At 67.0% G+C, this 18683-nt stretch carries 21 protein-coding genes and 3 pseudogenes; 18 read left to right on the forward strand and 6 right to left on the reverse strand.

The annotated features are described in order from the left end of the window. The 11 genes from ACZ7IB_RS08515 to ACZ7IB_RS08565 all read left to right on the forward strand — a co-directional run bounded on the left by ACZ7IB_RS08515 (position 1) and on the right by ACZ7IB_RS08565 (position 9169). Positions 1 to 939, forward strand: coding sequence for a type II secretion system F family protein (locus ACZ7IB_RS08515; protein ID WP_470910345.1), 939 nt, complete (start codon positions 1 to 3; stop codon positions 937 to 939). 14 nt (positions 940 to 953) lie between these two features. After that, the gene (locus ACZ7IB_RS08520; protein ID WP_470910473.1) at positions 954 to 1841 is read left to right on the forward strand and encodes a DUF5936 domain-containing protein; all 888 of its coding nucleotides are present in this window, start codon (positions 954 to 956) and stop codon (positions 1839 to 1841) included. 51 nt (positions 1842 to 1892) lie between these two features. Further along, a complete protein-coding gene (locus tag ACZ7IB_RS08525; protein WP_470910348.1) occupies positions 1893 to 3209 on the forward strand; it encodes a sensor histidine kinase in 1317 nt (438 codons plus the stop codon). 53 nt (positions 3210 to 3262) lie between these two features. After that, positions 3263 to 4366 carry a response regulator gene (locus ACZ7IB_RS08530; protein WP_470910351.1) on the forward strand — a complete coding sequence of 368 codons (1104 nt, stop codon included), beginning with the start codon at positions 3263 to 3265 and terminating at the stop codon, positions 4364 to 4366. A 257-nt stretch (positions 4367 to 4623) separates the two neighbouring features. Next, entirely contained in the window at positions 4624 to 4857 is a 234-nt protein-coding gene (locus ACZ7IB_RS08535; RefSeq protein WP_470910354.1) for a hypothetical protein, read from the forward strand. Next, positions 4854 to 5462, forward strand: coding sequence for a pilus assembly protein TadG-related protein (locus tag ACZ7IB_RS08540; protein ID WP_470910358.1), 609 nt, complete (start codon positions 4854 to 4856; stop codon positions 5460 to 5462). The genes ACZ7IB_RS08535 and ACZ7IB_RS08540 overlap by 4 nt, the downstream gene beginning before the upstream one ends. A gap of 31 nt (positions 5463 to 5493) precedes the next feature. Beyond that, on the forward strand, positions 5494 to 6111 hold the full coding sequence (locus ACZ7IB_RS08545) for a hypothetical protein (RefSeq protein ID WP_470910360.1): 618 nt from the start codon (positions 5494 to 5496) through the stop codon (positions 6109 to 6111). Further along, positions 6111 to 6770 carry an OmpA family protein gene (locus ACZ7IB_RS08550; RefSeq protein WP_470910474.1) on the forward strand — a complete coding sequence of 220 codons (660 nt, stop codon included), beginning with the start codon at positions 6111 to 6113 and terminating at the stop codon, positions 6768 to 6770. The genes ACZ7IB_RS08545 and ACZ7IB_RS08550 overlap by 1 nt, the downstream gene beginning before the upstream one ends. A 215-nt stretch (positions 6771 to 6985) precedes the next feature. Next, the gene (locus ACZ7IB_RS08555; protein WP_470910364.1) at positions 6986 to 7705 is read left to right on the forward strand and encodes a TnsA-like heteromeric transposase endonuclease subunit; all 720 of its coding nucleotides are present in this window, start codon (positions 6986 to 6988) and stop codon (positions 7703 to 7705) included. A 709-nt stretch (positions 7706 to 8414) separates the two neighbouring features. Further along, positions 8415 to 8717 carry a hypothetical protein gene (locus ACZ7IB_RS08560; protein ID WP_470910477.1) on the forward strand — a complete coding sequence of 101 codons (303 nt, stop codon included), beginning with the start codon at positions 8415 to 8417 and terminating at the stop codon, positions 8715 to 8717. Between the two features lie 38 nt (positions 8718 to 8755). After that, positions 8756 to 9169, forward strand: a complete 414-nt coding sequence (locus ACZ7IB_RS08565) for a hypothetical protein (RefSeq protein ID WP_470910367.1) — start codon at positions 8756 to 8758, stop codon at positions 9167 to 9169. 303 nt (positions 9170 to 9472) lie between these two features. On the opposite strand, the gene ACZ7IB_RS08570 is transcribed toward ACZ7IB_RS08565, so the two are convergent. Further along, positions 9473 to 9931 (reverse strand): winged helix-turn-helix transcriptional regulator, encoded by a 459-nt coding sequence (locus tag ACZ7IB_RS08570; RefSeq protein WP_381948937.1) that lies wholly within the window; start codon positions 9929 to 9931, stop codon positions 9473 to 9475. 92 nt (positions 9932 to 10023) lie between these two features. Here ACZ7IB_RS08570 and ACZ7IB_RS08575 point away from each other — a divergent pair, with 92 nt between their 5' ends. Continuing rightward, positions 10024 to 10863 carry an SDR family oxidoreductase gene (locus tag ACZ7IB_RS08575; RefSeq protein ID WP_470910369.1) on the forward strand — a complete coding sequence of 280 codons (840 nt, stop codon included), beginning with the start codon at positions 10024 to 10026 and terminating at the stop codon, positions 10861 to 10863. 472 nt (positions 10864 to 11335) lie between these two features. Here ACZ7IB_RS08575 and ACZ7IB_RS08580 read toward each other — a convergent pair whose 3' ends face one another. Both ACZ7IB_RS08580 and ACZ7IB_RS08585 read right to left on the reverse strand, forming a co-directional pair. Beyond that, positions 11336 to 11527 carry a hypothetical protein gene (locus ACZ7IB_RS08580; protein WP_470910370.1) on the reverse strand — a complete coding sequence of 64 codons (192 nt, stop codon included), beginning with the start codon at positions 11525 to 11527 and terminating at the stop codon, positions 11336 to 11338. An 11-nt stretch (positions 11528 to 11538) separates the two neighbouring features. Then, complete coding sequence (locus tag ACZ7IB_RS08585) at positions 11539 to 12390, reverse strand: helix-turn-helix domain-containing protein (protein WP_470910372.1); 852 nt, start codon at positions 12388 to 12390, stop codon at positions 11539 to 11541. A gap of 318 nt (positions 12391 to 12708) precedes the next feature. Here ACZ7IB_RS08585 and ACZ7IB_RS08590 point away from each other — a divergent pair, with 318 nt between their 5' ends. The 5 genes and pseudogenes from ACZ7IB_RS08590 (at position 12709) to ACZ7IB_RS08610 (ending at position 15799) form a co-directional block, all read left to right on the forward strand. Continuing rightward, positions 12709 to 13254, forward strand: coding sequence for an ATP-binding protein (locus ACZ7IB_RS08590; protein ID WP_470910374.1), 546 nt, complete (start codon positions 12709 to 12711; stop codon positions 13252 to 13254). Between the two features lie 53 nt (positions 13255 to 13307). Then, positions 13308 to 13528 (forward strand): annotated as a pseudogene (locus ACZ7IB_RS08595) (transposase); the annotation flags it as partial. 852 nt (positions 13529 to 14380) lie between these two features. Continuing rightward, positions 14381 to 14644: pseudogene (locus ACZ7IB_RS08600) on the forward strand (histidinol-phosphatase); the annotation flags it as partial. Positions 14645 to 14650: 6 nt separating this feature from the next. Further along, entirely contained in the window at positions 14651 to 15502 is an 852-nt protein-coding gene (locus tag ACZ7IB_RS08605; RefSeq protein WP_470910376.1) for a hypothetical protein, read from the forward strand. A gap of 9 nt (positions 15503 to 15511) precedes the next feature. Next, the gene (locus ACZ7IB_RS08610; RefSeq protein WP_470910379.1) at positions 15512 to 15799 is read left to right on the forward strand and encodes a hypothetical protein; all 288 of its coding nucleotides are present in this window, start codon (positions 15512 to 15514) and stop codon (positions 15797 to 15799) included. 24 nt (positions 15800 to 15823) lie between these two features. Here the strand turns inward: ACZ7IB_RS08610 and ACZ7IB_RS08615 are convergent, their stop codons facing one another. The 3 genes from ACZ7IB_RS08615 to ACZ7IB_RS08625 form a co-directional block, all read right to left on the reverse strand. Continuing rightward, the gene (locus tag ACZ7IB_RS08615) at positions 15824 to 16705 is read right to left on the reverse strand and encodes an LGFP repeat-containing protein (protein WP_470910381.1); all 882 of its coding nucleotides are present in this window, start codon (positions 16703 to 16705) and stop codon (positions 15824 to 15826) included. Further along, a complete protein-coding gene (locus ACZ7IB_RS08620; protein WP_470910383.1) occupies positions 16702 to 16842 on the reverse strand; it encodes a hypothetical protein in 141 nt (46 codons plus the stop codon). Before ACZ7IB_RS08620 ends, ACZ7IB_RS08615 begins: the two co-directional genes overlap by 4 nt. A gap of 136 nt (positions 16843 to 16978) precedes the next feature. Beyond that, the gene (locus ACZ7IB_RS08625; protein ID WP_470910385.1) at positions 16979 to 18274 is read right to left on the reverse strand and encodes a serine hydrolase domain-containing protein; all 1296 of its coding nucleotides are present in this window, start codon (positions 18272 to 18274) and stop codon (positions 16979 to 16981) included. A gap of 276 nt (positions 18275 to 18550) precedes the next feature. Here ACZ7IB_RS08625 and ACZ7IB_RS08630 point away from each other — a divergent pair. Continuing rightward, a pseudogene (locus ACZ7IB_RS08630) lies at positions 18551 to 18652 on the forward strand (IS5/IS1182 family transposase); the annotation flags it as partial. Between the last annotated feature and the right edge of the window lie 31 nt (positions 18653 to 18683).

Below are 18683 nucleotides of genomic sequence, written 5' to 3' on the forward strand. Positions count from 1 at the left end.
ATGACGAATCTCCCTCTTCTCACGATCGGCGTCACACTGCTCTGCGGTGTCACCGGCGTCACGGGCCTGCACGCCTACTCCGGCGGCAAGGCCGACCGGGACGCCCTGGTGGACCGCCTTTCGCACACCGGCCACATCCCGGAGACCGGGCGCCGCCGCTACTTCCGAGGAATCGACAGCCGGCTGCGCAAGACCGGTCTGGGCCGGAAGCTCGAACTGAAGCTGGCCGCCACCGGCCTCGACATCACACCGGGCGAGTTCTTCGTCTACGCGCTCGCCGCCATGGCCGGCCTCTGGATGATCGCCTCGTCCATGCTCGCCAGCTTCTTCGGCCCGGTCGCCGCCCTCATCGGCCTCTGGGGCACCAACGCCTTCCTGAACTGGCAGCGGACCAAACGCACCGAACGCTTCATCAACCAGCTCCCCGAACTCGCCCGTATCCTCGCCAACGCCACCCAGGCCGGCCTCGCGCTCCGTACATCCATCAGCATGGCGGCCGACGAGATGGAGAACCCGGCGGGCGAGGAACTGGCCCGGGTCTCCCGACGCCTCGCCGTCGGTGAACCCCTCGAGGACGCGATGAGTGAGCTGACCGACCGGCTGCCCTCCCGTGAACTCGTGGTCCTCGTCACCACCCTCGTCCTGTCCAACCGGGCCGGCGGTACGGTCGTCAGCTCGCTGCGCAACCTCACCGAGACGCTGGAGGAGCGCAAGGAGACCCGGCGCGAGGTCAAGACCCAGCTCTCCCAGGTCACCGTCACCGCCTACGCCGTCCCGATGTTCGGCCTGGGCGCCATGCTCCTGATGAACGCCGTCATGCCCGGCGCACTCGACCGCATGACCGGTGCCTTCATCGGCCAGGTCGCGGTGGTCATCTCCATCGCCCTGTACACGATCGGATTCGTCGTGATCCGCCGCATGTCCCGGATCGACGTCTGATGGGCGGGGCGCACATGGGCCTGCTGCTCGCCGGCGTCATGGGTCTCGCGGTGTACGGAGTCTTCGCCGGTTTCCGCATGTACCGGCGCGACGCGAAGCTCCCCGGCGACCTCGCGATCGCACTGGAAGTCGGTTCCACCCGCACCAGCGCGGTCGGTTCCGGCATCGACCGGCTCGGCATGCGCTGGGCCCCTGCGGTCCTGCGGATGATGGGACCCAAGGCCGTCAACAAGAAGCGCCGCCAGATCGACCTGGCGGGCAACCCTGGCGGTCTTACGATCGACCGCTACGCCGCCCGCCGCGCCGTCTACGGCGGCCTCGGCGCGCTCGGCGCCTTCACGATGCTCCTGCGCGGCCAGATCTTCCTGGCCCTGTTGCTGATCGCCTTCGGCATCTTCTGGGTCGAGGTCGGCATCTGGTCGGCGGTCCGCATCCGCCGCGACCACATCGACCGGACGCTTCCGGACTTCCTCGACGTCCTCGCCGTCGTCGTCTCGGCGGGCCTCGGCTTCCGGCAGGCGCTGGGCCGCGTCGCAGAGAAGTACGAGGGCCCCTGGGCCGACGAACTACGCATCACGCTCCGCCAGATGGACATGGGCGTCAGCCGCCGCGAGGCATTCGATCAGCTGCGCAAGCGCAACGACTCGGAACAGGTCGCGATGTTCGTCACCACGCTCCAGCAGGGCGAGGAGCTGGGTGCGCCGATCGTCGAGACGCTGATCCAGATCGCCAACGACATGCGGCGCACCGACGCCCAGAACGCCCGCCGAAAGGCCGCCCGGGCCGTCCCCAAGGCGACCTTTGCGGTCACCACCTTCCTCCTCCCCGGAACCCTGGTGCTGCTGACGGTCGGCTTCGTCTACGGAGCCAACATCGACTTCGGCGTCCTCGCGGGCGGATGACGTGAACGCGGCGGACGGCGGGCAGGACGGTCGGAAGGAGGTGACAGGCTCATGTCGTTCCAACTCGGCGGCATCCAGACCGGGCTGAATGTTGAGGTGCGTCAGGCGATCGCCGATCCCGGAGCGCGTCCGGCGTTCGCGATCCAGGTCAACGCGCTCCAGGCGATGTGCCGCCAGGTCTTCGGCTTCCGGCTCGCGATGATCGCCATAGCCACACCGTTCGCGATCGGCCACACTGCGAAGGGACTGGCCTCCTGGCTGATCGGCTCGGCCATTCTCGTCACCTTCATGGGCTCGTACGTCCTGTTCCGCGACTGGGAACGCTTCGGCCCCGTACTCCTGCGCCACCCCTGGCTGCTCGGCATAGACGCCTTCTTCGGCGCCCTGCTGCTGATCACCGCCTCCCCCGAGTCCACCCTCGCGTACGTCACCGTGTGCACCCCGCTGCTGGCCGGGCTCGTCTACGGCTGGCGCGGCGCGGCAGTCTTCACCGCACTTCAGATCGTCATCGTGCTCGGCGTGTACGGCACCGACCCGAAACTGCAGCCCGCCGACGCCACGGCGTTCCTCCTCCCCGGCTTCTGCATCATTGCCGGTGCCGTCGGTGTCACCCTGCGCAATCTGCTTCTCCGCTTCGGGGCGGCCAGCCAGGCCCTCACCGAAACCAGGGCCCGCCTCGCTGTCAACGAGGCCGTGGAGGGCGAACGCACCCGGCTCGCCCGAGAAATGCATGACTCGGTCGCCAAGACCCTGCATGGCTTGGCGCTGGCAGCCGACGGCCTGGCCGGCTCCTCCGATCGCATGGACCCGCTCACCGTCAAACATCAGGCCGAACTGGTCGCCCGCGCCGCCCGCCGCGCCGCGGCCGAATCCCGGGAGCTTCTCTCGGACCTGCGCCGTGAGTCCGGACTCGACGGCGGTGTGGACGTCGTACGTGAACTCCGGGCACGCGCCGACGACTTCAGCCGCCGCCACGAACTCACGGCCACCTTTCGGCTCCTCAACGACGCACCGATCCCGCACGTCCCCCAAGTCGTCGCGCGCCAGCTGCTCACCGTCGCCTCCGAAGCGATGGAGAACGCGCACCGCCATGCTCAACCCACCTACCTCGTTGTACTGGCCGGCGTGACGGGCGGTGTCCTGCGCGTCAGTGTGTACGACGACGGGCGCGGCCTGCCCGCAGGCACGACGCTCGACGATCTCCGGCACGCCGGGCACTTCGGCCTCGTCGGCATGGTCGAACGCGCCGCATCCATCGGCGCCCGCATCCGCATCGGAAAGGGCCAGGCGGCCAAGGGAACCGAAGTACGCCTGGAACTCCCGATCGCCGCTCTCAGTACCGCTCTCGAAGCAATAAAACCCAACTGAACAGCTCCAACTCCACCCTCACCCCCCCATAAAACCCTGAGAGGAGGTCGCAGATGCCGGACGACGTCTCCCGCGCGTCGGGCCAGAACTGGACAGCGCAGAATCACGCCTCCCAGCACACGTCCTCGCACGTCACCCCGCTCAACTCGGAGCCCAGCTCCGATGCGTTCCCCGTCCCCGTCCCCCAGCAGTCCGCGGCATCCGAGTCCATGCCTCCCTTCCCCGCCGGGCCGCCCACGCCCGCCCCCGGTGCCCTGCGGGTCGTCGTCGCCGACGACAACCCAGTGGTACGGGCCGGCCTGGGCGTACTGCTCTCCGGCCGCGACGACATCGAAGTCGTGGCCGAGGCCGCAGACGGCCGCCAGGCCTACGACATGGCCGTACAGCACCGCCCGGATGTAGTCCTGCTCGACGTCCGTATGCCCGGCGTCGACGGCATCTCCGCCCTGCCTCACCTCGTACAGGTCGCGCCGGTCATGATGCTGACCTACAGCCGCGAGAGCGAGATCGTCCACGAGGCGCTACGCCTGGGCGCGGGCGGCTATCTGGTCCACGGCGAGTTCACGGCCGACCAGTTGGTACAGGCCGTACGCGACACCAAGGACGGACGCGCCCACTTCACCGCCACCGCGGCCAACGCCCTCCTTGCTCATATGCGTCAGGGCCCCGGGCCGCAGGGACGACCGCTCCCGGAGGGACTCGGTGCGGCCCTGACCACGGGTGTTCCGTACGGGGGCCCCGGCTCCGACGGCCGCACCCCGAGTCCCGTCCAGCAACACGGTGCGCCTGCACATGCGCCCAAGCCTGAACCGGCTCCACCTGCGACGCGACCGATCCGACCATCACAGGGTCTTTCGCATCTGCAACCGGTTGTGGCACAGTCTTCCATGACCGGGGGCCCGGCAGTCTCCCTCAACAGGCGGCAGTACGGGCTGAGTTCACGGGAGGTGGAGGTCATGGAGCTGATCGCGTCCGGCATGAGCAATCAGCAGATCGCCGCCACCTGCTTCATCAGCGAGAAGACGGTCAAGAACCACATCAACCGCATCTTCACCAAGTTGCACAGCACCAGCCGCAGCGAGGCCATCGCGCGCTGGCTCGGTACGGCCCCCGCGGCGGGGCCAGGGGTAAGCGGGGTCGGTGGTCATCGTGGCTGAGCGGGGGAGTGGTAGCGGGATCGGAACTGCAGCCGGACGTGCGGGGCGTGGGGCCCAGCACGTACCGGCGGCAGAGGCCCAACTGACGCTTTGGGCCCGGGAATGGGCCCTGGGACCCTCCGGCGAGCAGGGTGTCCGGCCGTATGTTTCTCATGTCGCCAGCGGCTCCGGCCAGGAGGAAGCCGGAACCGCAGGCGGCACCCAAGAAGCGTGCGAGTCGGCCGGCTACCGGTCGGCCGAATCCGGAGGGGAACTCCATGTCGAACATCACCCTGAAGACCGCCGTGCGCGTCAACGGCTGGGCCAACACCGCCGTGAGCCGCATCCAGAAGCGTTACGAGGCCAAGGACCGCGGTCAGACGGCGTTCGAGTACCTGGGCATCATCCTGGTGGTCGTGGCGATCGTCGGTGCGATCATGGCTACGGGTATCGGCGGCAAGATCTCGAGCCGGATCGACGGCCTGGTGACCTCCATCACCACGGGCACGTGATCGAGCGCAGTCGCCGCGATGCAGGGCAGGCCTTCCCCATCTATGTAGTGATGGTGGCGGGCCTGCTCTTCCTCGTGTTCGCATTCTTTGCCGTCGGCAAGGCGTCGGCCTTGCGTAATGGAGCCCAGGGTGCGGCGGACGCCGCCGCGCTGGCTGCCGCTCAACAGACTCGTGAGGACTTCGGGGCCCCGTTCCTCGCATCGCTCCCCGGGAACATGCTGGAGCAGTTCCTTCAGGTCCACGCGGTTACCGGGTGCCCTGCGGCTCAGGGACTTGCCGCAGCGAATCAGGCGGACGTCGTCAGCCCCTGCCAGACGAAACGTGCAGGCTATCGGGACCGGATCACGGTTGAGGTCGAGGGCCGTAGACCGGTGGACTCGTCGGTGATTCCCGGTACGGAGAATAAGTTCGCGAAGGCCACGGCCACTGCCATTGTCGAGTTCCGTTGCCTCGGGTGGAGGGCCTTGGACTTCAACGATGACGGTGTCCAGGACTTGTACATCTTCCCGTGTGACGCTGGGGTGGTCGAAATCGAGCCGAGCAACCCCCCGCCCTGGTCCGAGGTGAGGAAGAAGCTCTACGACGTGCACCTGGTCGACAATTGACAGCGAACGACGAGTAAAGGAATCAGAACCCATGAGCATTCGGCGCTCCACCAAGTCCCGAAGGGCAGTGGCAGCCGTCTCGCTGGCGGCGTCCTTGGCTCTGGCCGTCACAGGTTGCGGCACTGACGGTGGTGGCAAGAAGACGAGCGATGCTGGTTCGTCGCCGTCCTCCGAGCCTTCCAAGCCCTCCGACGGGGACAAGGGGGCGGAGCAGGAGGACACTGCTGCCGGGGACAATGTGGACCCGAATGTGAAACTCGCTCAGGTCAATGGCCGCAACGGGCTGACTCTTGTCGTCAATGAGGTAAAGCGTGACAGCGGCGGGTTCATTACTGTCAGTGGCGTGATCAAGAATGGCGGCGACGATATTCGCAGTAGCGACCAGTGGTCGGGCAGTGAGAGCACCATCGTGGCCAAGAATCCGAACTCCGTAGCAGGCGCAACACTTGTGGACAAGGTTGGCAAGAAACGCTACTACATTCTTCGGGACACGGATGGTCGATGCCTCTGCACCACCGGGGTGACAGCGATTCAACCCGGAAAGTCGGTCTCTGTCTTCATGCAGTTCCCGGCACCGCCGGCAACCACCACTGAAGTCGACTTCACGCTGCCGACGTTCGCCACTGCCTCGCTGAAGATTTCTGGGTGATGGCCGACATGGAATGCATTCGTACACGGCACAGGCAACGCCATGTCGCAGGGCGGGCCATCGCTGTAGCGGTACTGCTGGCCGGCAGTACCGTCTTTGGCGCGACGGCGGCTCTGGCTGATGACGGCCCGAGCGTGCCGCCAGGCACCGAGTCCACATCGGTGCCCCCGGTCAAACTCGACCCCAACGATCCCGATCTGAAGATGCCCGAAGGCGGCACGCTCGCTCCGGCCAAGGTTCTCGACATCATCCAGGTGGTCGAGGACGAGGGCGGCGAAGAGCGTCGCGAGGACAGCAACGCGAACATCAAGTTCGCGCTCCAGGCAGAGGTCCTCTTCGGCAAGGACAGCGCCAAGCTGAGTTCCGCCGCCAACGCGCGTATCGCTGCCATCGCCGCCGAGATCAAGAAGCAGAACGCCACCAAGGTGCGCGTCTTCGGCTTCACCGACAATCTCGGCTCCTCCGCCCACGGTGACGTGCTGTCCAAGCAGCGCGCCAACGCGGTGCAGTCGGTGCTGGTCAAGGAGCTGGGTTCGAACGTCACCTTCGATATCCGTGGTTACGGCGAGCAGTACCCGATCGCCGACAACAGCACGGAAGAGGGCCGCAAGAAGAACCGCCGCGTGGAGGTCTCCTTCCCGCGCGGCACCTCTTCCTGAGGCACCCGCACACGCAGGGGCCCGTGTAGGGTCTCAGATTTCTTGGCCGAATCTCAGAGGAGATGGCCAAGTGGTGGCAGATATGCCGTAGTTCTGAGACTGCCAGTTCAGGTGGTTCACTCGTTTGGGTGTCCCGGACTTCGGTCCGGGGCACCCAAGAAATGATCTTGGCACCGTGGTCTCACAGGCGAACGCCTGTGAACTGGGGGTGCGGGATGGCAATCGCTGCTGCGACCGTGAGTGTTCGCCGTCAAGACGGCACGGCTGTGGAGGATCGGGCGTGGGAGATCACGACCGTTGAGCTTCTCGGGGCGGCAGTTCCGTGGAGGACGTTCCGCTGGTACAAGGGGCAGCGCCACTACTCGGGGACCTACTGGTCTGCGACGGTAGACGACCACGTGATCTACGAGTCGCGTCTGGAGCTTGGGCGTCTCCTCTTTGCTGACTTCGATCGCAGCGTGCGTCACATCGTGGCGCAACCCTTCCTGCTGAAGGTTGTGCTGGAGGGGAAAGTGCGCAAGCACATCCCGGACTATCTGCTGCTCACCGAGCAGGGCCCTGTGGTGGTGGACGTCAAGCCGCTGCGCCGGGTGTCGAAGCCCGAGGTGGCCTTTACCTTCGGTTGGACCCGTCAGTTGGTGGAGTCGCGGGGATGGCGGTACGAGGTCTGGAGCGAGCCACCACCGGTGAAGCTGGAGAACATCCGATTCCTGGCCGGCTATCGCAGGAGTCGGCTGTTTGGCGCGGAGCTCATCGATGAGTTGGCCGGGGTGGAGCTCGACGGAGTCTCTCTAGGGCAGGCCACGGGCTTGCTGCCGAGTCGTTCAGAGCCCCAAGTCCGGGCTGCCGTACTGCATTTGCTCTGGAAGCAGGACTTCACCGTTGATCTCGGCACGCCCATCACGCCCTCGCATGTGCTCAGGAGGGCGGCATGAGCAGGGCGGGCGCCAGGGTCGGTGTCGGCACGCGGTTCCAGGACTCCGGCGCGACATGCGAAGACTGCCCAGTGCAGAGCGGTCCAGAATTCGTCGTCACCCGGCCGCTGGACGTCTTCCCCATCGGTCTCCACGTCGTACGGGGATGCAGTCATGCGTTCCGGGAACAGCCCGAGTGTGCGGGTCCGGGCCTGGGCATCCTCGCAGGGGAGGATGCTGCCGATGTAGAGGTACTGGTCCCATCCCACGTGTACCGCGAATGTGCCCACCGCCTCCAGCCGGCACCACGCACCACCGTCGCGCAGCATGACCCGTACCAGCTCCAGCCTGATACCGAGCGGCACCTCCGCTCCGTCGTAGAAGCCGGTCAAGCCGTTCGGGAAGAGCCCGTTCAGCCCGAAGCCGTCCAACGGCCGCTCGATGCCGAAGTGCGCGGGAGGCGGGACCTGCGGCTCACGCACGGCCAGTTGGTCGATGCCGGTGTCCGATGCGAACGCCTCGATCGCTCGAAGGTAGGCATCCTCGACCTGGCCGTGGTCGCTGACCGTTTCCTCGGCGCCGGTGTAGTGGCCGTGTTCATCACGGTCGGCAGGGTCGTACTTGGTGACGCGATAGACGTAGGGCAGCACACCTCCTATCCTCCAGCACGGTTCGGAGGCCGCCCAACCAGGCAGAACGGCCTTGGCATCATTGGCTGGTGACCACATGGATGCGCTGTTACTGGGACGAGGGAGACGTCTGGTTCTACTTCGAGGTCGACGCCGAAGGCTGGGTGACCAGGCAGATCGAACTCCAGGGTCCTGCATCGACCCCGATCGCGGCAGCTTCCCTCGAAGAATGGCAGCGGGCCCAGGACGCAGGCCGCCTCGATGAGTACGACAGCAGGTTCGGGATCACAGCCGAGCTGCCCGTCTCGGAATGGGAAGGCCACGATCCCGATCAACTTACCTCCGGGGAGTTCGAGGAAGTCTGGGGTCCTGCCCGTCAGCAGATCGCATCCCGGCCCCGCTGATCGTCCGGCCTGCTGAGTCTTCTTGGCATCATCTCGACATGACCCCGCCCCTTCCCCACACCGTCCGAGCCGTCGACACCGCTCAACTTTTGAACCTAGCCCTTGAGGCCGCCATGCACGGCTTCAGTCAGCGACTCCCGGTCGACTGGCTCCAGAAGCACCTTGCCGCAGAAGCGACGCACTACCTGTTCCCTACGCTCGTGCAGCGGCTCAGGCACCGTCCCGAGGTGCCGCTGCAGTGGAGGTGCCAGCAACTGCTGACAGTCAGGACCGGTGAACAGATCTGGGGTCTGCTCGACGTCCTTCCCGACACCTTCGACAAGATCCCGGAGACCTTGGATGCGGTGTCCAAGAAGGACATCGTCAGCCACATAGAGCATGCCGTGACCGTGCGCGAGTGGGCGGAGCGGACGGCTCCTGATACCGGTCCTGAAGAAATGCCACGGACTTGAGACACGGACACCTGGACACGGGCTGAGACAGCTCAGAAACTCGCTGGTGAGGGCTGTGCTCTATGCCACGAGCTGCGAGATCTTACAACGGGTGTGGGATCTCAGATCGGCTGGCCGAATCTCACGGCCGGTGGCCATTGCGTGGCCGATCGGCCACGGAACTGAGACTGGCTGGGCAGCCTGTTCACTCGTTGGAGTGAGTCACACGTGGGACAGGTCCTCCATGGACAGTGTCTTGGTGGCGCGGCCTTTCTGCCACTGGTCCGTGCTGGGGGTACGCATGAACCTTTCTTGCTGTCACGGTCAGTGTTCGTCGTCGAGATGACGAAGCTGTTGAGGGCCTGGGGTGGTCAGCTGCTTCGCTTGACCTGTTGCGCTCAGCCGCTCCGTGGCGGACGCCCCGCCGGCTGCGAGCCGCTGTGTGATCCGGTCGAACAAGTCTGTCAGTGGCGCACCGACGTCCTGGCCGAACTCAGTCAGCCCGTAGGTGACTTGGGGTGGCGTCGTCGGCTCGACCTTCCGCCAGACCAGGTCGTCCTGGACCAGTGCGCGCAGTGTCTGAGCGAGCATCTTCTCGCTGATGCCCTGGATGCTGTCGCGCAGCTCGTAAAACCGAAGGTCGGTGCTCCGCAAGGAGATCAGTACCCAGATACCCCACCTGCTGGTCACGTGGTCGACCACGTCGCGCGCAGGGCAGTCGGTGTGAAACACCTCATACCGATTGCCCGCCTCGGCCTGCGTCAGCTGCGCACCTTCCCTCATGTCCGGAGCTTACCTCTGGGTATGTTCTTACGAAAAGTAAGCCTGCCTCCTAGCGTCAATTGCCGCAGTGCGCAACGGACTAGGAGCTGAACATGATCGTGGTGACCGGAGCTACCGGGAATGTGGGCCGGCCTTTGACGCAGGCCCTGGCCAACGCGGGCGAGCAGGTGACGGCGGTGTCACGGCACGCGGCGGCAATGCCGGACGGGGTCCGGCACGTGCCGGCTGACTTGGCCGAGCCGCAGGGCCTCACCCCCGCTTTGGACGGGGCGAAGGCGCTGTTCCTCCTGCTGTCCGGCGACCTGCACGCCCCCGAAGCCAGGCCGACCGACATTATCGACCTGGCCGCTGCCAGCGGGGTCCGCCGAGTCGTCCTGCTGTCTTCGCAGGGCGTGGCGACCAGGCCGCTCGGCCCGTCGCGGATCGCGATGCGCGCGGTGGAGGACGCGTTGAGAGAGTCCGGCCTGGACTGGGCCGTCCTACGACCGGGCGGCTTCGCCTCCAACGCCTTGGCGTGGGCGGAGTCCGTCCGCACGCAAGGGACGGTCGCCGCACCCTTCGGCGATGTCGGGGTTCCGATCGTCGACCCGGCGGACATCGCCGAGGTCGCGGCGGCCTGCCTGCTGGACGACCGGCACACCGGCGGAATCTTCGAGCTGACCGGGCCCGAGGTGATCACGCCCCGTCAGCAGGCGGAGGCCATTGCTGCCGCGCTCGGCTCGCCGGTGCGGTTCCACGAACTCACCCGTGAGGAGGCCAAGGCTGCGACGACCCGGTTCGTGCCGCCGGAGCTCGCCGACGACACCCTGGACATCATCTCCGCCCCGAACCCCGCCGAACTGCGGATCAGCTCGGACGTGGAACGAGTCCTCGGTCGCGCTCCGCGCCGTTTCAACGACTGGGTCGCCCGTAACATCGCCACTTTTCGCTGAGGCACAACTCGGCTGAAGCGCCCGGGCAGCCCCGTGCGACTACGGCCGCACGGGGCTGCCCCATAGCGTCACCGCCCACCACCATCCAAAACTCAAGAGCCGGAGCGACCTGGCAGGGTCCTACTGGTCTCCTGCGCCGGAGATCCTTTGGCAGGCGGGCGAGGGAGTCGAGGATCTCTTCGGCTGTTTCGGTCCAGGTGAACGGGGTCGAGTTCTCGTTCCACTGGCTTTGCCCAGGCGCGGACGTCAGATTCCAGGGAGAGGGGCGATGTCCTGTGGATGGCCTCCTGCGGGCCAGGCGCCTGCTACTCGTGGCCGGTCCGGGGATTCGGACGCAACGGTGAGACTGGCCGGCTTGGACACGGCGTGAGACACCGGGGCCAGCCGCAGCTCACAGCCTCTGAACAGGCCACGAACCGCGAGAACCTACAGCCCGGCACCACGAGCGCTTCGCGGTGCCGGGCCGCTGCTGTTACAGCAGGTGGTCGGCCTTGCCGGCCTTGATGTCGTGGATCATCTGCTGAAGCGCTTCGCGGCTGTCGGTGAGGAAGCGTTCCTCCGCACCCGCAACAGCGATGTAGCTGTTGCCCTGCTCGTCGGTTCCGATCCGGAAGCAGGAGTTACCTTCTCCGCAGAATGAGTCTTCCCAGTTGACGTCCGACATCGGTCATCTCCTCAGAGTTGGCGTGCGATGTTGTGGATGAAGTCCCGCGACTTGCCCGGCGACAGCGCGATTCCCTCCATCCAGTCCAAGTGGGCTCGGTACTTGGCCAGTTGCACGTCTGTGTGGACGAAAAGGGGTCCGTGCGAGTTGTCGATCTGCACGGTGTCGAGCTGAGGCGCCGGTCCTTCTGCGTACAGGACGGTCTGCCCGGCGCCGGGGAAAGCTCCTGCCTCAAAGGGGATGACCAGAAGCGTCACATTCACCTGTTCGGACTTCTTCAGCAAGTGATCCAATTGGGCGCGCGCCACGGCGCGGCCGCCGAACTGCATTCGCAGTGCTGCCTCGTGAACGATTCCCGTGAAGGACGGCGGCGTATCCCCGTCCAGAACCTCTTGGCGCTCCACGCGATGTGCAAGCCGCAGCGCGACCTCCCGTTCCGGCAGCTGGGGGATCACCACCCGGAAGAGGGCCAGGGCGTGATCAGAGGTCTGGAGGAGGCCCGGGATGTGCATCGAGTACGCAGCTCGCATGCGGAGCGCGTACGCCTCCAGTTCGGCGATGTCGAGCAGACCTTGAGGCAGAGCGCCTCGATATCTTTCCCACCAGCCACGTCCGCGTGGTTGCGCCATCTCGACGAGTGCGTCGATGTACTTCTCGTCCGTGCAGTCGCAGTTGCAGGCCAGCGTGCGTAGGCGGTCCGGGCTGATGGGGCGTGCGCCGGCCTCGATGTTCGAGATCTTGCCGCGGTCCACGCCGAGCAGGCCGGCCGCGAACTCGGCGGAGACGTCGGCCGATGTGCGCATCCTCCGCAGCTCGGCACCGAGCCGCTTCTGACGTTCGGTGGGAGACGTCCTTGCTGCCATGCCGTTCCTTTCCGCATGCGGTCACCGGCAGTCTGCCGCGTGCGCGTGCGATGCGACCACGAAAGGGTTCATTCACCAGAAGTAGAGGGTTATTTTGCCCCTTGAGGGCTACATTAAGTTACGCACCGCTCACACAGCGACGACGAGCCGGAAGTGCATCGCGCGGTCCTGCCCGCTACCTCCTTCCCTGGGAGAGGCAGTCCCGTGTCAGGGAGACAAGCCACTGCTCGTCCACAACGCAACCGTGAGAGCCACTCGTGCGCACCCACGCGAAAGGGAGACACCGCCAACTCACCACCCGTATCAGGGGAGTCAGCCATGCACTCATCTTCACTCGCCGCACTCTGCCCGGCCGTCGCCGAGACGCGTACGCCGGTCCCGTATCCGTATCCGTATCCCGGCAGCCCGCATCCCAACACCCAGCCGTACCCGCAGCCATATCTGCGTTCCAAGGGCCGCTCCAGCCGTGGGCTCGCGATGAGCTTTACGCTGCCCGGCGACGTCCGCAGCGCGCTCATTGGCCGTACCGCGATCGGCGCCGCTCTGAAAGCGCACGCGCTCGCCCCGTTCATCTGGCCGGCCACGCTTGCGGTCAACGAACTCATCACCGTGACCGCCAGGATGAGCCCGGGCAAGGAGCTCTACGTATCCCTGCGCCACCGGGACGACGCGCTCCGCCTCCTCGTCTGGGACCAACACCCCCACCACCTCAACCCGGACGTGGCCACACTCTGCGAGACGCGGCGTCGGCAGGCGCTCTTTCTGCTGGCAGCTGTTGTGGACGACTGGGGCGGGGAGTGGGGCGCCTGCGAGGCCAACCCGCCGCAGCGAGGAATCAAGTCGTGGGTTCAGCTGCCCCGTTGAGACTCGCGGCGATGGGCTTGCGCCCGCGCCCCGCGCGACCACGCCGCGACGCGCTCGCGCGCTGGATCGTCCAGGTCCGCGCAGCCGACCTGCCCCATCTGCACGCCTTCACCCGGGGCCTGGACCGAGACCGCGACGCTGTGACCGCCGCGTTCACGCTTCCGTACCACAACGGTGGAACCGAAGGTGTCAACACCAAGACCAAGCTGTTCGCGCGGCAGATGTGCGGGCGGGCACCTTCACCCTCCTCCGCCACCGCATTCTCCTCGGCTAGCACCACCCTCCGTCACCACCGAACGGGAGACAGGGCCGTTGACCGTACAGACCCCGATTATGCAAAGGAAGTCCAGCCGTCTCAGCAGGAAGTGCCGGCAAGGTTCCGGCGAGCGCCGGACCGCCGTCTGACTCGCCCCCGACCTTAAGGGCGGATTCACCCGGAGGTTACGGGACGACGGGAGGCTGCAGGCGTCGGCCGGCAGCCGCCCCGCGGGGCGGCCGGGCGTTGCGCGTACGTGAGGGGAGCGGCTGTCGGAGGCCACCGCCGGACATACGGCGGAACTTCGGCGGCATCCCGAAAGTCGGCGTCCTCATCGCGCGCAGACTGGACCATCAAACCGCAAGGTATGAATCGCATGAAATGTCCTGGCCGAGGGTTAGCCGATAGCACGCACCGATCGGAAGCGGCCCACTGAGTGCTGAAGCGGAGCGCTCTCGTGAGAGGCGCTGACCCGCTCGTATGCGAGCCGCTCCCGGTGCGGCCGCGGCGCTCTTTGACGGCACTTGTGTGACGGCGCTGCCACGCACCACGACGAACCGATATCGCTCGACTGCCGGTGATCCACACCCGCGTCGCCCACGGTGACATCAGCACCCGCCCCATGCGGCTCCCGCTCCTGCCGGCGCGTCCGGTCGCTGGACCTTCTTTTCGCTCCAGCACCCGTTTTTCCCGAAAAGGAGAGACACACCCGCCATGCCCGCACAGCGCCACCCCCTGCCCAAATGGGCCGATCCGCAGACCCCCACGGCGTCACTTGACGCCCAGTCCCTCAGTCGCCGCGGACTCCTGCGTCGCGTCGGTCTGTTCGGCGCCGCCTTCGCGGCCGGCTCACTGCTGTCGGCCCACGAGTGGCGGGCGCCGGACACCCGGGTGGTGCACACCTCCGACGTGTCGGAGCGCGCCGGGACGTACACCCTCACCATCCCTGTCGAGGCCGGGGACAAGTCCTTCTACCTGCGGCTGCGCGGCAGCGACGGCAAGCGCAACGGGGCGGGCTACCTGGGCGCCTCGATCGACCCCAACGGACCGATTCCGCACGTGCCGGGCGACGGCAACCCCTGGCTCGACACGTGGTTCTACCCCAACCCCATCTTCATTGAGACGGAAGGCTGAAAAGCCATGAAGAAGTTCTTCGTGCTCCTCGGGGCACTGGCCCTGGCCACCACCGGAGGAACAGCGACCGCCGTCGCCTCCTCCCCCTCCTCCGGCACGTGGACCGAGACCGGCGTCTCGTACGTCGACTCGCGCGCCGGTGGCCAGGGCCTGGCGTCCCGGAGCAACGGCAGCCTGCTGTTCCGCGGCAACGGCTCCATCCCCCAGGACCTCAGAGACCAGGGCTGGACCCACATCGGCGACCCGGAGATCGCCCGCAACCGCATCTTCGACGCCTACCAGGGCAATGGCGGCGCGACAGCCAAGATGTTCACCGTCACCACCCCGGGCGGAAAGCGCTTCGTCTACACGCACCAGCTCGAAGGCGACGAGCGGATGAACAACTCCTTCGCCGCCGTCTCTCCCGACGCGCAGTGGCTGGTCTCGGGCGAATGGGACCAGCAGGACCGGCTCCTGGTCTTCCCCGCACCGGTCTTCAACGCCCAGGCCCCCGCGGGTGGCGGCGAGCTTCCCGAGGCAGGCCGGATCTCCCTGGACCACCCGGTCCGGGACATCCAGGGCTGCGACTTCGTCTCGGCGACGCGCCTGGTGTGCGCCTCCGACGACAGCACCCTGTCGCTGTGGCCGGTGGAGCGCCCGCTGTTCCAGGTGGACCTCGACCACGCGCTCGACGGCAAGCCCGTCACCGGCCACGTCTCCGTCATCCTCCCCCTCCCGCAGCGCTCCGCCTGCGCGGGAACCGACTTCGAGACCGAAGGCGTGGACTACGACGCCCGCACTGGCACCCTGCGGGTCGAGATGATCCCGCCCGGCGAGTGCGCCGCCTCCACCGCCGTCTACACATACAGCGCGCACTGACAGCGCTACATGGACTCCGTCAAGGAGGGCATCGAGTGGTTCGAGTTGGAGTACGGCGGCGAGGTCTACAACCAGGGCGTCGGCGGCGTGGACTTCTCCAAGCAGCCCAAGCAGAACATCTCCCGCACCCGGTTCAACGTCGAACACCGCACCCTGGACACCACCACCGAGACGTCCCTCCAGCCCGATGACGTCTCCTGCCGGGACACCGGCACCCTCTACCTCGGCGGCAGCGGCAACGTGGCGGCCGCCCTGGTGCGGTGGATGCGCCGCAGGCGTCAGGACGCCACCGGCTGAACTGACCCGCGGCGATTCGCACGTTCAACACGAGAAGGGCCCCACCCCCCGAAAGGCGAGGGCTTGGGTTCTAGCGGTCCTCGCAACACTCACGATGTTGGGAGTTGCGAGGACCGTGGGCGGTAAGAGGCTCGATCCAGCGTTGAAGAGGCGTTTCCTTGAGCGGCTGGACGTTGTGGGGAGCGTGTAGGCGTAGCGGGCGTGACAGGCGAGCTGCTTGTAGAGGGAGGAGCTCTGTTCCGAGTTCAGCCACTTCAGCGGATAGGGCGCCTTGCTGAACGACTGGTCCCACAGTCGGTCGTAGCTGGTGTCGGCGGACTCGAACCCCTCCTCGGTCGGGATGACCGAGATGTCGACGTTGCCGCTGATGGTGCCGTTCTCGATGGCGCGGGCGATCTCGGTCTTCTGCACCCACTCCGTGTTCGTGTCGGCCCGGTAGCCGACGCACTCGCCCTTGCACACTGGGTGGTTGGTGTCCCCACGGTCGAACCCCGGGGACCACCACAGGGTGGTGCCGCGGCCGGAGAACGTCTGCATGACGCCCTTGATCTCGGATACGGGGAACTGGTCCGAGGTGGGGTAGCCGAAGTCGCCGCCTTCCCACCCGAACTGTCCCCACATCTCCCCGATCCGCCCCCAGACCGGGTGTGCACCGTTGGACAGGGTGGGGTGCCAGTAGACGGTGCCGCCCTCGAACTGCTGCCGCTTGCCCTGGCCGTCGGAGTTGGTCAACTCGTCGCCGACGGGGTAGCCGAGCTTGGACGTCTCCCAGCCCATCAACTCCCACTTGTCGCGGACCGCACCCCACACCGGGTGGGCCTGGGTCTCCGGGGTCCAGTAGATCGAGCCGCCCACGAAGCGGCTGTAGCGGCCCCGGCCGTCGGGGGTGGGCAGCTCATCCGTCACCGGGCACCCGAGGGGGCCGCCCTCGCCGCCCATCTCGGCATGAAGGCCAGGCCCAGACCGAAGCCGACGAGGAGGGTGCCGGGCAGCACCTGGGTGGAGGCGATGACGACCGCACCGGCCATGGGCAGCAGGGCCACGCCGACCTGGGACCATCCGGTCCGCCGGTGACATCCAGAAGCTGATGCCGGTCATGCAGGACACCGTAGCGGCGACGTCCGGCGCCGCTACGGCGAGTTGACGACTCCCGGCATCAACGAGGACGGTCCGGTGCGTTCAGCCCTCGGCCCGGGGGAGAGCGGCGAACGAATCGGGGAGGGAGTCGGCGACAGGGGTGGGGAGCCGATCCGTCGAGAGCGACGCCTTGCTCGTGGCGGCCGGGGCCTTGCCGCAGAACTCCGCCTCGATCACGTTGACGTAGAGCGATCCGTCCTGCAGCCAGTCACCGTTGACGTTGAACGTCAGCTGGTGCTTTCCGTCCTGCGTGCCGACCATCGCGGACAGGGAGCCGTTCGTACGGCCGCTCTTGCCCACCACCTTCACGCCGCAGGACAGCTGTGCGAACTCGACCCCGAGTCCGTACCCGGTCCCGTCGCCGGCCGGTACCTCGGCGAGCATTTCCTTCATCTGTGTGGGTGGCAGCAATTCGCCCCGTATCAGGGCGCGTTGGAAACGGTTGAGGTCGCCGGTGGTGGAGATGATGTCGCCGGACGCGCCCAGCCAGGTCATGTTCTGCTCGGTGGCGTCGTGGATCTCGGCGTCGGGGGTGTCCTGGTGGAAGCGGGAGTAGGCGACGGGGTGCGGGTCCGGCATCTGCGGCGCCGTGCCGGGGAACGACGTCCCGCGCAGCTTCAGCGGCCGGATGATGCGGCGGGCGGCCTCCTGCGCGTACGAATGGCCCGTCGCCTTCTCGATGACCATCCCGGCTATCACGAAGTTGGTGTTCGAGTACAACGGCGCCTTCTCCGGATCGGGTCGCGGCGGGTACTTCAGCGCGATCGCCACCAGTTCCTCGGGCGTGTGGGTGTCGTACCGGTGCTCCGGGAAGCCGGGGCCGGCGGCGTCGTGCACGAACTCGGGGTCCGAGGTGTGGTTGGCGATGCCGCTGGTGTGGTTGAGCAGTTGACGCAGGGTGATCCTGCTTCCGTCGTACCCGTTGCCCCGCACCAGGCCGGGCAGCCATGTTTCGACCGTGTCGTCCAGGCTCAGCTTCCCCTCCGCCTCCAGCTGGAGCAGGACGGTCGCGGTGAACGTCTTGGTGATGCTGGCCCCGCGGAAGTGGTCACCGGGCGAACGCTCACGGCCGGTGGCGGTGTCGGCGTGACCGGCCGCCCCGTACCAACTGTGGTTGATGTCCAGCGAGTTGGCGGCGACTCCGGGTTGTCCGCCCTTCTCGACCAGATCACGCAGCGCGGCCCCGGTCGCCTCGTGGCCGTGCGGTGACTGTGCCGACTGCGGTGGCTGTGCCGCATGTGTGGAGTGGGTGAGTGCGGGCGGGGCGAATGCGGACGCTCCCACGGCCGCGGTCACCGCCAGAGCGAGCGAGGAGATACGTGCAGCCCGTTGCCTCATGCGTCTTGCCTCCAGGTCACCGGGAGGGCAGGTGCTGCCCTCCCGGTGCCATTGACGCGCAACGCGGGCCTCAGGGTTGATCGTTGGGGCGGCTCGCCGGGGTCACCGCTTGGGTGCCTTGGCCGTGACCAGCAGGCCGGCGAGCAGGCCGGCGAGCAGGCCGGCGAGCAGTGTGAGGCCGACCGTCCACCAGAGGGCGACGGAGTACCCGCCCACGACCGCCTTGCCGATCTCGACCTTCGAGATCCGTGGTTACGGCGAGCAGTACACGATCACGTGCTCCACACCGGCATCCAGTGGGAGTTCCTGCCCGGAGAACTCGGCTTCGGGTCGGGCATCACGTGCCGGCGTCGGCTGCGGGGCTGGAACGACGCCGGGGAACAAGGGGCGTGCGACTCCCGGCTGTCGG

It is taken from the genome of Streptomyces sp. NPDC037301, from assembly GCF_055602785.1.